The organism is Nonomuraea sp. 10N515B, from assembly GCF_052245915.1.
Taxonomy (GTDB): Bacteria; Actinomycetota; Actinomycetes; order Streptosporangiales; family Streptosporangiaceae; genus Nonomuraea.
Map to the genome: position 1 here is coordinate 26,317 of NZ_JBQQBQ010000034.1, position 12,457 is coordinate 38,773.

At 69.6% G+C, this 12,457-nt stretch carries 14 protein-coding genes and 1 tRNA gene; 9 read left to right on the top strand and 6 right to left on the bottom strand.

Annotated elements, in window-relative coordinates:
- Positions 1-254: 254 nt before the first annotated feature.
- A complete protein-coding gene (locus tag ACTWQA_RS37120) occupies positions 255-719 on the bottom strand; it encodes a hypothetical protein (RefSeq protein WP_443163633.1) in 465 nt (154 codons plus the stop codon).
- A 145-nt stretch (positions 720-864) separates the two neighbouring features.
- Here ACTWQA_RS37120 and ACTWQA_RS37125 point away from each other — a divergent pair, with 145 nt between their 5' ends.
- From ACTWQA_RS37125 to ACTWQA_RS37135, 3 genes are all read left to right on the top strand, one after another.
- The gene (locus ACTWQA_RS37125; protein WP_443163634.1) at positions 865-1,251 is read left to right on the top strand and encodes a hypothetical protein; all 387 of its coding nucleotides are present in this window, start codon (positions 865-867) and stop codon (positions 1,249-1,251) included.
- A gap of 64 nt (positions 1,252-1,315) precedes the next feature.
- Complete coding sequence (locus tag ACTWQA_RS37130) at positions 1,316-2,083, top strand: PAS domain S-box protein (protein WP_443163635.1); 768 nt, start codon at positions 1,316-1,318, stop codon at positions 2,081-2,083.
- Positions 2,067-2,519, top strand: coding sequence for a hypothetical protein (locus tag ACTWQA_RS37135; RefSeq protein WP_443163636.1), 453 nt, complete (start codon positions 2,067-2,069; stop codon positions 2,517-2,519). Before ACTWQA_RS37130 ends, ACTWQA_RS37135 begins: the two co-directional genes overlap by 17 nt.
- A gap of 4 nt (positions 2,520-2,523) precedes the next feature.
- Here the strand turns inward: ACTWQA_RS37135 and ACTWQA_RS37140 are convergent, their stop codons facing one another.
- The 3 genes from ACTWQA_RS37140 to ACTWQA_RS37150 form a co-directional block, all read right to left on the bottom strand.
- Positions 2,524-3,504 (bottom strand): LLM class flavin-dependent oxidoreductase, encoded by a 981-nt coding sequence (locus ACTWQA_RS37140; protein ID WP_443163637.1) that lies wholly within the window; start codon positions 3,502-3,504, stop codon positions 2,524-2,526.
- A gap of 109 nt (positions 3,505-3,613) precedes the next feature.
- On the bottom strand, positions 3,614-4,942 hold the full coding sequence (locus ACTWQA_RS37145; RefSeq protein ID WP_443163638.1) for a glycoside hydrolase family 6 protein: 1,329 nt from the start codon (positions 4,940-4,942) through the stop codon (positions 3,614-3,616).
- A 138-nt stretch (positions 4,943-5,080) separates the two neighbouring features.
- Entirely contained in the window at positions 5,081-5,638 is a 558-nt protein-coding gene (locus tag ACTWQA_RS37150) for a TetR/AcrR family transcriptional regulator (protein WP_443163639.1), read from the bottom strand.
- A 98-nt stretch (positions 5,639-5,736) separates the two neighbouring features.
- Between ACTWQA_RS37150 and ACTWQA_RS37155 the strand changes: the two genes are divergently transcribed.
- From ACTWQA_RS37155 to ACTWQA_RS37175, 5 genes are all read left to right on the top strand, one after another.
- Positions 5,737-7,542: an MDR family MFS transporter gene (locus ACTWQA_RS37155; protein WP_443163640.1), complete on the top strand. Its 1,806-nt coding sequence runs from the start codon at positions 5,737-5,739 to the stop codon at positions 7,540-7,542.
- A complete protein-coding gene (locus tag ACTWQA_RS37160) occupies positions 7,539-7,949 on the top strand; it encodes a hypothetical protein (RefSeq protein ID WP_443163641.1) in 411 nt (136 codons plus the stop codon). The genes ACTWQA_RS37155 and ACTWQA_RS37160 overlap by 4 nt, the downstream gene beginning before the upstream one ends.
- Positions 7,946-8,179, top strand: a complete 234-nt coding sequence (locus tag ACTWQA_RS37165; RefSeq protein WP_443163642.1) for a hypothetical protein — start codon at positions 7,946-7,948, stop codon at positions 8,177-8,179. Before ACTWQA_RS37160 ends, ACTWQA_RS37165 begins: the two co-directional genes overlap by 4 nt.
- A gap of 131 nt (positions 8,180-8,310) precedes the next feature.
- Positions 8,311-9,018 (top strand): M15 family metallopeptidase, encoded by a 708-nt coding sequence (locus ACTWQA_RS37170; protein ID WP_305914073.1) that lies wholly within the window; start codon positions 8,311-8,313, stop codon positions 9,016-9,018.
- 99 nt (positions 9,019-9,117) lie between these two features.
- Positions 9,118-9,879 (top strand): NUDIX domain-containing protein, encoded by a 762-nt coding sequence (locus ACTWQA_RS37175; protein WP_443163643.1) that lies wholly within the window; start codon positions 9,118-9,120, stop codon positions 9,877-9,879.
- Positions 9,880-9,882: 3 nt separating this feature from the next.
- Here ACTWQA_RS37175 and ACTWQA_RS37180 read toward each other — a convergent pair whose 3' ends face one another.
- On the bottom strand, positions 9,883-10,209 hold the full coding sequence (locus ACTWQA_RS37180; RefSeq protein WP_443163644.1) for an STAS domain-containing protein: 327 nt from the start codon (positions 10,207-10,209) through the stop codon (positions 9,883-9,885).
- Positions 10,210-10,260: 51 nt separating this feature from the next.
- Between ACTWQA_RS37180 and ACTWQA_RS37185 the strand changes: the two genes are divergently transcribed.
- Positions 10,261-10,347: transfer RNA gene (locus ACTWQA_RS37185), tRNA-Ser, on the top strand.
- 1 nt (position 10,348) lies between these two features.
- Here the strand turns inward: ACTWQA_RS37185 and ACTWQA_RS37190 are convergent.
- Complete coding sequence (locus tag ACTWQA_RS37190) at positions 10,349-12,343, bottom strand: nucleotide-binding protein (protein ID WP_443163645.1); 1,995 nt, start codon at positions 12,341-12,343, stop codon at positions 10,349-10,351.
- Positions 12,344-12,457 lie beyond the last annotated feature (114 nt).

Sequence of the window (12,457 nt, forward strand, 5' to 3'; positions counted from 1 at the left end):
GTGCCACCGCCTCGGGCGGGCGCGGCGGCGTCACCGGCCGGAGTGTGTGCGGCCAGGAAGCGAGGCGCCGGTGATGCCGGCGGGCAGGTCTATCATCACAGTCTTGGTCAGGACCGATGACACGGCGAACGCCACACCTGCGGCCCCTGCGAGCAGGAGGCTTCTGGCCATGGGAGAGGTGGCGCGGCGTGCGGTGAAAGCGAGGGCGACGATCGCGTTCACTGCGTCGGCACGACCCGGTGCCGACGAGCCGGTCATGAACGTGCGGGCGGGCGCGAGTACGTGAGCTCGAAGTCGAGGTCCCAGGTCATCCCGTCCTTCGACTGCTCCCAGCGTGCTTCTATGGTGTCGCCGTCCGGGCTCAGCGTGCCGATGAAACGCTGGTTGAAGCCGGGGGCGTCGCGCCAGATCCGCCACTCGCCGCCCGCGAACGTCATCTGGTACACCCGGTGCACGCCGCGGGCGTCGGCGTACAACATCGTGAACTGCTCGGTCGCGTCGTCCAGGCCGATCAGGGCGGTGGTCGGGAACGGGGCATTGTCCCGCCACGCCTGCGGGGCCGTGTCCGGCATCGCGTCGATGTCGGACACCTGGCGCAGGTAAGCGCCCTCGTCCTGCCAGGCGAAATCCGCCCATGCGCTGCCCACGCCGGGGACGTGTACGGTCCAGCGGCCGACGAGCACATCGAGCCGGGAGAGCGCGGGATGCCTGCTTTCCATGGACATGTTCCTTCTCATCGACGTGGTCACCCGTCCGTCATACAGCGGGACATCCACGTTGGCGAGAGATCCCGGCCACGATCTGCCACAGATCGGTTACGTCTTTCTCAGGTGATCACGTGGTGCCGGTGGCATACTCCCCCGCGTGCCATCCTGTGTCCCTCGTGAGGATGCCCGTTATTTTGGCGGCGCCCTACCGACGCTGGTCATCTACTCGGCCGAACCCATCGTGCAACTTCCCACGTTCCGGCTCGTTTCGGGCAGGCCGTCCACCTGCGTCGGGTGGGAGTTCATCCCCGGTGTGACCTTCTCGATGGTCGAAGGGCCGGGGCGGTTTCGGCTCATGGTCGAAGGGATCACGCACCGGGACGAGGCCGATGAGCGTTTCGCGTGGCTGGGCACCGTGGACCGGGCCGGTGGGGCCGTGGTGGCGGCGGTCGACGTGCACAACGAGACGTTCAGCTGGGCAGCTTTGGCCGAGAGCGGGCGGGCGCGAGGTGGATACATGCCGGTCATCCGGCGTTCCGGCTGACCCATTGAGCAACGGCCAAGGATTCACCCTCGCAGAGCTAACGATGTGCATTAATCTTGCCACTGTGAGTAACGACGTCGTGGCACGGGTGATGCGCCGCATCGGACGACGCGGCGCGTCTCTCGCGTTCGTCGGGCTGCTCAGCCTGGCCATCGCCGCCTCCCTGGCGTTCGCACCGGCCGACCAGCGCACCGCCCCCGGCTACGCCATGCTGGCCTCCTTCGCCCCGCTGACCGTCTGGGCCGTGGCCTGGTGCGTCATCGGCGCCCTGTGCCTGGTGCAGACGTTCATGCGCTCCGACCGGGTCGCCTTCGCCGCCGCCACCGCCCTGCTCGTGCTCTACGGCCTGGTCTATCTGGTCTCGACCTTCACCGGCGACAATCCACGCGGCTGGGTCGGCGGGGCGGTCTGGCTGGCGTTCGGTGGCTGGATCGCGCTGATCGCCACCTGGCCGGAGGCCGTCAGCGTGGACCGGCTCCCGGGCACGGGGTCCACGGCCGTCGTCGTCGCCGACGCGTCCGGGGTCATTCTGTCGTGGAACCCGCAGGCCGCGGCCTTGTTCGGCTGGAGCACGGACGAGGCCGTCGGGCGGCCGTTGACGGTGCTGATGCCGTCCCGCTTCCGCGACCAGCACGCCGCCGGGCTGGCCCGGGTACGCGCCAGCGGCGAGTCGGAGCTGGACGGCCGGATCATCCCCCTGGTGGGCCTGCGTCGCGACGGCAGCGAGTTTCCTATCGCGCTGACCGTCAACGCCTGGCACAGCGACGACGGCATCACCTACACAGGCGTGATCCGGCCGGTGGGAGGAGGCCGTGATGCCCGGGCTGACTGACATCCTCATTCAGGTCGGCGTGGGCGTGGTCCCGCTCGGCGTGGCGTACCTGGCCTTCAAGTCGGCCACCGACGCCAACAAGAAGACCCAGCAGACCGCACTGGCGCAGGCCGAGCATCAGGCCGAGATAGAACGGTCCAAAGTGGACGCCGAGGCGTTCCTCCGAGCGAAGACGATCTACGAGGACGCGCTGAGCCAGATGGAGCGGCAGATGAGCCGGGTGCATAGCCAGGCCACCCAGCTCAGCACCGACCTGATCACCGAACAGAGCACCTCAACCGCGATGCGCGACCAGATCCGGCGGCTCCAGGCGCAGATCAGGGCGCTGGAGCGGACGGTGATGACGTTGCGGACCCAGCTGGTCGCGGCGGGGCTGTCCCCTTTGCCGGCTTCCGAGACCACCGGGCCTTATGTCATCGGCCCGCACCACGAATAGCCGCCTAGAGCCCGTACGCCCGGGCCAGCAGCTCCGCCGACCGCAGCCACGCCTTCCTGTCGGGCGCGGAGAACACGACGATGAGCTCGTCGGCCTGGGCGTGCTCGGCGAAACGGTCGACGTAGTCCTTCACCTCGCCCGGGTCCCCGACGGCCGAATACTTGGCCATCTGCAGGAGCTGCTGCCCGGCCGGCGAGTCGAGGATCAGGTCGGCCTCTTCCGGCGTGAACGTGCGCCCGCGCCCCAGGAACCTGCTCACTCGCAGCCGCTTGGCCGCCAGGAACTGCTCCTGCGCCTCCTCGGCCGTGTCCGCCGCGATCACGTTGAGCGCCGCCATCACGTACGGCTGCGCCAGTTGCTCGGACGGCTTGAACTCGCGCCGGTAGAGCGCCACGGCCTCCTCCAGCGCGGCCGGGGCGAAGTGCGAGGCGAACGCGTACGGCAGCCCCAGCATGGCGGCCAGCTGAGCCCCGAACAGGGACGACCCGAGGATGTACAGCGGGACGTCGGTCCCCTTGCCGGGGGTCGCGTTGACGCCGGGGATCCGTGACTGGCCCGTCAGGTATCCCTGCAGCTCCAGCACGTCCTCGGGGAAGGTGTCCGCGGCGGCCGGGGTGCGGCGCAGCGCCCGCATGGTCTGCTGGTCGCTGCCGGGCGCGCGGCCCAGGCCCAGGTCGATGCGCCCCGGATGCAGGGTTTCGAGCGTGCCGAACTGCTCGGCGATGGTCAGCGGGGAGTGGTTCGGGAGCATCACGCCACCCGCTCCGAGGCGGATCGTCCGGGTGTGCGCGGCCACGTGGGCGATGAGCACACTGGTCGCCGAGGAGGCGATGCTGTCCATGTTGTGGTGCTCTGCGTACCAGATCCGCTGGTATCCGAGCTCCTCCGCCCGCTGGGCCAAGGCCACGCTGGCGGTGAAGCTGTCACTCGCCGTCTCTCCCTCGCCGATGTGGGCCAGATCCAGGATGGACAGCGGCAAAGCCATGGGTACGCGCCTTTCGCAGAGCCGGCATAGATGACCTGGCTCGTTGCAACAGCAATGAAGGCGCGGATATTTCGCCGGGCCCCTGGGGATCGAGGGCCCGGCGAATCTGTCAGGACGCGGTGCAGGTCACCGGGGACGGGGTGCCGTTCTGGCCGGTCCAGTTGCCGGTGAAGCCGAACGAGGCGGTCGCGCCCGCGGCCAGGGCGCCGTTCCAGTTCAGGTTCGTGACGGAGACCGTGCCGCTGCCGGAGAGGTTGCCGTTCCAGAGCTGGGTGATCGTCTGCCCGTTCGGGAACGTCCAGCCGACCCTCCAGCCGGAGATGGCGGACGAGCCGGCCTTCACGGTGACCTCACCCTGGAAACCGCCCTGCCATTGGCTCGTCACCTTGTAGGTGGCCGTGCAGCCGCCAGGTCCGGTGGTCGGCGTCACGGTGGGGGTGACGGTCGGGGTGACGGTGGGCGTCACGGTCGGGGTGGCGGTGGGTGACGGGGCGGCGATGGCCAGGTCGTACGCGCGCTGCGGCACGAACTGCCCGGCTCCCGCGATGCACCCGTCCGCCTCACCCGGGGGCTTCACCCAGAGGTAGGCGTCGATGGCGGAGTCGCCGGTGTTCGTGGTGCTCCAGATGCCGGTCGCGCGGCCGGCCGGGTCGCACCACTCGCTGCCGGCCGGGCCGTTGCCGTTGCGGCTGGTGTCGATGACGGCCTTCAGCCTGGACACGCCGGTCGCCGCGATCACGCTCTTCGCGTACGACACCAGCCCGGGCGTGGCCCGGTAGTTGGAGGTGTTGACCGCGATGCCGTCGGCGCTGTTGGCCACGTCCGCGCCGGTCAGCCGGGAGGCGGCCTCCGAGGCGCCCAGCCAGGCGTCATGGCCGATGTCGAAGTAGACCTTGGCCTGGCCTCTGAGCTTCTTGCCCGCGTACGCCATGGAGGCCTTGACCTCGGCCTGCTGGGAGGCGTTCATGCAGTTGGACATGATCGCCAGAGCGTCCGGCTCCAGGATGATCGACGCGGGGCGGCCGGCCAGCCCGGCCGCGATCTGGTCGATCCAGGCGCGGTAGGACGCGTGGTCGGGGGCGCCGCCCGCGCTGGCGCCGCCGCAGTCACGGTTCGGCATGGCGTACACGACCATGATCGGGGTCTTGCCGGCCGCGGCGGCGGCGCCGACGTAGGAGTCGACCTGGCCGCGCACGGTCGACGGATTGTACGTCGCGAACCACCGGCCCTGCGGCACGGCGGCGATCCTGTCCCTGATCACGGGGGTACGGCTGTCGTTCGGGTTCGCGGCCACCCACTTGGCCGCGTTGGTCTGGGGATCCACGTAGAAAGCGGAGTCGGCGGCCTGGGCGGTGGAGGACGAGAACACGACCGCCCCTGCCGCGGCCATGGCGGCCGCCGTCAGGAGCACCGCCAACATGGGCCTTCTGCGAGACATGAAATCACTCCGTCGGTCATGTGGGAGCGCTCCCACCAGCACTCCCGGATGGTAGGAGGCGTCGCGGGCCGGTCAAAGACATCGGATCGCTTCCCACCGCATATCCCCTGGCCAGGAGGACCTTGGGGGGTGAAAGTTTCACTCGGCCAGGCACGCTTGGAAGATCGCGGTCAGCCGGTCCACGTCGGCCGGCGTCGGCGTCTCCGGGCCGAGCCGGCGACGCATGGCGCCGATGCCCAGGAAGACCGCCGCCACCATGCGGGCTCTGGCCAGAGCGTCCGGGCCGCCGCCGAGCTGGGCCTGCAACGGATCGAGCACGGCGGCGATCAGACGTTCGCGGGCCACCTCCTGGACCTCGGGGTGGCGGGCGGAGCGTTCGAGCGTGCGCAGGATCGGGCTGTCCGGCGGGTGCTGCATGCGCTCGGCGGCGTAAACCGCCAGCCGCCTCGCCAGCCCCTCCTCCGGGCCCCGAAACAGCGCACTGATGGTCGGCTCGCCCTCCAGCACCGCGCCGAACAGCCCGGCCTTCGAGCCGAAATAGCGGCCGACCAGCGCGATGTTGGCGTCCGCCGCGGCGGCGATCATGCGGATGGTCACCTGCTCGTAGCCGTGCTCGCCGAACAACGTCCGGGCGGCCTGCAGGATCCGTTCACGGGTGGCCTCCCTGCCGCGGGGCCGGGTCACCTCGGCGTTCATGACCCGAACTCTACTCAAGACCGACCCCACTTGCCGCTCGGCTAGTAAACATACGTATACTCGAGTCGGATAAATCTGCATGAAGGGGATGTGGTGTCGTGGTAGCCCAGGCGCAGGCCGCCTCCCCCACGAAGCGGACGTACACCCACCGCGAGATCCTCGAGATCATGTCCGGGCTGATGCTCGCGATGCTCACATCGATGATCTCGACCTCGGTTGTGGGCACGGCTCTGCCGACGATCGTGGGGGAGCTCGGCGGTCAGGACCAGTACTCATGGGTCGCCTCCGCGACCATGCTGACGATGACGGTGTCCACGCCGTTGTGGGGCAAGCTGTCCGACCTCTTCGGGCGCAAGCTGCTCTTCCAGTCGGCGCTGGCGTTGTTCGTCGCGTCGTCGGTGGTGGCGGGCCTGTCGCAGAACATGGGGCAGCTGATCGCGGCGCGGGCCGTACAGGGCCTGGGTGTGGGCGGTTTGTCGGCGCTCTCCCAGGTGATCCTGGGTGACATCGTCTCGCCGCGCGAGCGTGGCCGGTACTCGGGCTACATGGGCGCGGTCTTCGGGATCTCCACGGTGGCGGGGCCGCTGCTCGGCGGGTTCATCGTGGACACCGACTGGCTCGGCTGGCGCTGGTGCTTCTACGTCGTGGTGCCGTTCGCGCTGGTGTCGTTCCTGGTGATCCAGAAGGTGCTGCGGCTGCCGACGGTCAAGCGGAACACCTCGATCGACATCTGGGGTGCGACGACGATCACGGCCGGCGCGAGCGGGCTCATGCTGCTGCTGACCCTCGGTGGCACGGAGTTCGCGTGGAACTCGGGCTGGACCTACTTCCTGGCCGCCTTCACCCTGCTCATGCTGGCGCTCGCGGTGCTGTCCGAGCGGACGGCGGGCAACCCGATCCTGCCGCCGCGGCTGTTCCGCAACCGTACGTTCGTGCTCACCAGCCTGGCCTCGTTGTTCGTCGGCATGGCGATGTTCGGCGCGATGATCTACCTGCCGCAGTACCTGCAGATCGTCAAGGGCCTCAGCCCGACGAACTCGGGTCTGATGACGCTGCCCATGGTGCTGGCGCTCTTCCTGGCCGGCGTGATCTCCGGCAAGATCGTCACCCAGACCGGCAAGTGGAAGATCTTCCCGGTCGCGGGCCTGCTCATCGTGGCCGTGGGGCTGTTCCTGCTCTCCCGGCTGCACGTGGACTCCAGCGAGTGGCTCATCGGCTTCGACGTGGCGGTTCTCGGCGTCGGCCTCGGACTGTCCATGCAGATGCTCATCCTGGCCGCCCAGAACGGCGCCGAACCACGCGATATGGCCTCCACCACGTCGGGCGTGTCGTTCTTCCGCTCGCTGGGCGGCGCCGTCGGCGTGGCCGCGTTCGGCGCGATCCTGACGAACCGGCTCAAGGACGAAATGGCCGAGATGCTCAAGGCGGCAGGTATCTCGCTGCCCGGCGGCTCGGACGTCAAGCTCGGCAGCCCCAGTGCCATCCAGCAGCTGCCCGGGCCGATCAAGAACATCGTGCTGGAGTCGTTCACGCGCGGCCTGGAGACCGTGTTCATGGTGGGCGTGCCCATTGCGCTGCTCGGCTTCGTGGCCACGATCTTCCTCAAGGAGCTCCCGCTGCGCGGCCCCGCGACGGCGCCCGCGGCGTCCGAGCCGCTCAGCAAGGATGACCTGGTCCTCGCCGGGCTGCTGCTGGAGCTCGTGGCCCAGCGCGTCGAGCGGGCGAACGGCGAGCCGTCCGCGCTGCTCACCGCGGTCGCCAAGATGGCCCCGCCGGACGATCGCTCCGAACGCGAACGCGCCAGGGCGGTGGCGCGTTCCGTGCTGCGGCCCACCTCGCGTGCCCTGATCGCGCAGGCCACGCCCCCGCAGAAAGACCTCGTCTCTGGAGGAATCTCGCAATGATTCGCAAGTTCGTGGGCGCCGTCGCGGCGTCCCTGGCGGTCCTGGGCGGGCTGTGGTTGATGATCGCGCCCTTCGCCCTCGGCACCCAACCGGAGAACGCCGACTGGACCGACCCCACGATCTCGGAGTTCTTCACCGGTCTCGGCGTGGCGGTGGTGGGGCTCGCAGGCGTGGTCAGCTTCGCCATGGCCCTGCATGAGGAGCTGGTGGCGCGGGGGGTGGTGGCCGTGCGCCCGCGCGTGGCCGAGCCGGAGCCCGAGGCCGTGCCGAGCGCGCCTCAGGCGTCGTCGGCCGAACTGGCCGCGTTGCTCGCCCCGCTCGTCGAGGCGCTGCGTGAGGACTTGAAGACGGGTGAGCACCGCAGGAACGGCACGGCTCCCCTGGTCGGAGTGGAGGAGAACCGATGAAGGCCAAGCTGGGCGTCTCCGCCCTGGTCCTGTTGTTCCTCGGCGGCCTGTGGCTGGTCGCGGCCCCGTTCGCGGTCGGCTACCAGCCGAGGGGCGCCGCGTACGTCCACGCGACGGTCAACGACCTGTGGGTCGGCGGCTCGCTCGCCGCGCTCTCTTTCGTCGCCATCGTGATCTACGCGGCGGACGCCCTGCGTGAGCTGGCACGTCGCGGCAAGCACGACAACTGAGCCATGTCCGGCGGAAGTACGGACCCGCGGTGGGAGCCGCCGTTGACGGGCAGGGCTCGCCGTACGGTGCTGATAGTCCCCTGACCTGGCGAGACGTCGCATATGGTGGGTGGATGAAACGTGCTGCAACCATGGCGTTCGTGGTGCTCGCGTCCGTTTCGTGCGCCGCGACCGAGCCGATCGCGTCGGTCGCTCCTGAGCCCACGACGTCCACACCCGCATACGAGACACCCGGCTCGCCGACGGCCACGCCGACCAAACCGGCCTCGCCGCCCGAGTTCAGCGCCAAGGTGTCCAACGTAGCCCGCGACCGCCTGCCGTACTCGTGGCGGCCCGGCTGCCCGGTCCACTACCGGGATCTGCGGCTGGTCACGCTGTCCTACTGGGGGTTCGACAACAAGCCGCACACCGGCGAGCTGGTCGTGCGCAAGACGGTGACCGACGACATCGTGACGGTTTTCAAGAAGCTGTACGGGTGGCGCTGGCCGGTCTACCAGATGAAGCTGGTGGACGCGTACAAGGCTGACGACTTCGCCTCGATCGAGGCGAACAACACCTCTGCCTTCAACTGCCGCAAGGCGACCGGCTCCAGTAATTGGTCCAACCACGCCTACGGGGAAGCGATAGACATCAATCCCCAGCAGAACCCATATGTCACCGCAAGTGGCAGCACGGCACACGAAAATGCCGAGAAGTACACCGAGCGCCCAATGAAGGGCAAAGGTGTGATTAATCCTGGCGACAAGGTGGTGAAGGCCTTCGCTCAGGTCGGCTGGGAGTGGGGCGGCTACTGGTCCGGGGCGAAGGACTATCAGCATTTCTCCAAGGGCGGAGGCTGAGACAATCCCACCATGGCGGCTAAGGACGGCGATGGGTGGGCCGAGTGCTCTCTAGGCCACAGGCATTGGGGGGTGCATGGGGCCTCGGGATTGCTCATCGTGCACCATGACGACGTGGGCGTGCCGTACGTGCTCATGCAGAAACGTTCCTGGTGGAGCCACCATGGCGGCACGTGGGGGCTGCCCGGCGGGGCGCGGGACAGCCACGAGGACGCCGTCACCAGCGCGTTGCGCGAGGCTCACGAGGAGGCGGCGCTCCGCGGCGAAGGGCTGCGGGTGCAGGGCGTCTACCTCGACGATCACGGCGGGTGGGCGTTCGAGACGGTGATCGCGGCATCGGCCGAGCGGCTGTCCGCGGCGCCGGCCAACCGCGAGAGCACCGAGCTGCGCTGGCTGGCGCTGGACGAGGTGGCCGGGCGGAAGCTGCATCCGGGGTTCGCGGCGACATGGGGCGAGATCCAGGGGGCGATCAGGCCGGAGACGATCGTGCTCGACGTGGCCAACATCGTCGGCGCGCGAGCCCAGCATGGCTGGTGGCGCGATCGCGTGGGGGCGGCGACGCGGCTGCTTGAGGATGTGGCGGGACTCAGGCTGGGCCATCCCGTGCTGGCGCAGTGGTATCCGAGGGTGGTCGCGGTCGTCGAGGGGGCGGCCAAGCACGTGCCCGCCGTTCCGGGGATCGAGGTGGTGGCGGCCGCCGGCAGCGGAGACGACGCGATCGTGGAGGTCGTGCGGGAGAGCCGGCCGTGGGAGCGGGTGGTCGTGGTCACCGCGGATCGGGGGCTGCGGGAGCGGGTCAGCGAGCTGGGCGCGGAGATCGTGGGTCCCAGGTGGCTGCTCTCCCAACTGGGCGACCGGTGACCCTCACAGCTCGGCCAGGACCACGCTGTCGAAGGCGGCCTTGAGGCCGGTCACGTCCAGGACGCGCTGCAGCACACCATGCACGCCGACCAGGCGTAAGCAGCCCGCCTGCGCTGCCACCCTGCGCTGGTGCTCGACCAGCACCCACAGGCCGCTCGAGTCGCAGAACTCGAGCCGCCTCGCGTCGACGACGATCTCGACCCGGCCGTCGGCGAAGAGCTTCAGCAGGCGTTCCTTGAGCAACGGCGCGGTGAGCTTGTCGAGATCGCCGACCAGGCGCACGATCGTGCCGGAGTCAGCACGCGCCACCTCGACGTTGAGATCCGCCACGTCCTGAACGTACACCCGTGTCACCGCAGCCGCTATCGTGGTTGGCGCACGGGAGGGTTCGCATAGTGGACGAGTGCAGCCGCCTTGAAAGCGGCCAGGTCAGCGATGGCCTCATGGGTTCGAATCCCATACCCTCCGCTTAATCTCGGATCCCCGCGAATCCGTCGCCGACGCAGGCGGCGAGCTGGAGGTAGGCGTCCCTGGTGGACTCCTGCAGCCGGTCCAGGTCGATTTCCGCGCCCTCCTCCAGGTGCGGGTCGTACGGGACCCGGATCACGGCGCGGCACCTGGCGGCAAAGTGCGCCTCCAGCTTCTTGATGTCGACCGCCGACTTCGACCGGGGCCGGACGCTGCACAACACCACGGTCGCGTTCTTCACCAGGTCGGCGTAGTGGTGCGCCTCCAGCCAGTCGAGCGTGGCCGAGGCCGCCCGGGCGCCGTCCACCGACGGGGAGCTGACCAGGACGATCTGGTCGGCGAGCCCCAGCACACCGCCCATGGCCGAGTGAAGCAGCCCGGTGCCGCAGTCGGTGATGCAGATCGAGTAGAAGTTCTCCAGCACCTGGGAGACGGCCTGGTAGTCGGAGCCGCTGAACGCCTCGGAGACCGACGGGTCGCGGTCGGAGGCCAGCACCTCAAGGCGCGAGGGCGCCTGCGAGGTGAACGCCCTGATGTCGACGTACCGCTTGACCTGGTCTCGCTCGTTGAGCAGGTCGCGCACGGTGGCCGAGGTCTCCAGGACCAGCTTGTCCGAGAGCGTGCCGCGGTCCGGGTTGGCGTCCACGGCGATGACGCGGTCGCCGCGCATCTGCGCCAAGGTGGCGCCGAGGCCGACCGTGGTCGTGGTCTTGCCCACGCCGCCCTTCAGGCTCAGCACGGCCACGCGGTGGTGCCCCGTCGTCACAGGGGTGCGGGCACGGCCGACGAGTTGGCGGCGGCGGCGTACCTCCGGTGGCTCGCCCGGCTTGATCCAGCCTCCGGAGGCCTTGTAGACCAGGCGGCGCCAGCCCTTGGAGGGGGCGTTACGCCGTCCGCGTAGCAGGGACTCCGGGTCGAGGCTCTCGGCGGTGGGCCGGCCGGTGACCGGCGGCCTGGGCGGGGCGGTGAACACGGGGATGGGGGCCGGGCGGCGGCGCGGCTGAGGGGGCGGTGTGGGGATCTCGCGCTCCGCGGGCCGCCATTCCTGCTGCTCGGTCCATTGAGGGCGCTCCTGCTGCGGGGACGGCGGCTCGGGACGCCGCTCGACGTGCTCGGCAGGCCGTTCGGTCGACTCGGGACGCTGCTGGACCGGGTCGGGACGCCGTTCCACCGGCTCGGCTCGCTGGTGCACCGGTTCGGCTCGCTGGTGGACCGGATCGGGACGCTGCTGGAGCGGATCGGGACGCCGCTCCAGCGGCTCGGGACGGAGCTGGAGCGGATCGGGACGCCGTTCCAGCGGCTCGGCTCGCTGCTGAAGCGGCTCGGCTCGCTGCTGGACCGGCTCGGGGTCCTGGGGAGGCTCGTCCTTGAGCGGCGGGTCCGTCCACTGCGGGCGTTCGTTCCTGGGGAGGGTCTCCTCCCAGGCCTCGTCGTCGTCATCCGCCTCAGCGGGGCCGGGCTGGTCGCTCTCGAACTGCTTGGGCTGCTCGGCGGCCGGCGACTCCTCGGCCGGGCGTGACCGATCGGCCGGCGGCCACGAGGTGTCCTTCGCCTCCTCCGTCGCCTGCTTGGGTGTGCCGGTCTCCGGCGGCGGCGTGAACGACAACCTGAACGTGTCGGTGTCGTCCGGGCGCGGCAGCGGCTTGAGCGGGGCGTGGAACGGGTCGTCCGCACTCGGGCCGGCCGGGCTCGTGGGCTCCTCCCTGGTGGTCGCCTTGCCGAGCCACTCCCCGGCCTCACTCTCGGCCTCGGGCAGATCCTCGGCCGCCGCGTGGCCGTACACCGAGTCGACGGCGGCCCTGAACAGCGGCGGTGTCGGCGTCTCGTGCTGCGTCGGGACGAGCAGCCACGGGTCCTTGGGGTACGGCGAGGCGATGGGCTCGTCGGCAGAAGCACTCGAGGCACTGACCGCGACCGGAGCTTCTTCCGTCTCCTTGATCGCGTCCAGCCAGGCGAGCTGTTCCTCGAGCGATTCTTCTCGATCGTGTCTTGCCACCGTGTTCCCCCTCGGGTGGGTCTAAAGGGGCAGCAAATATCTTGCAGGGTAACGCCACGCGTTGCCGTGCAGCCCGGCAACCCACAACTTCTTTGCCCGGCTACCGTGGTTCGC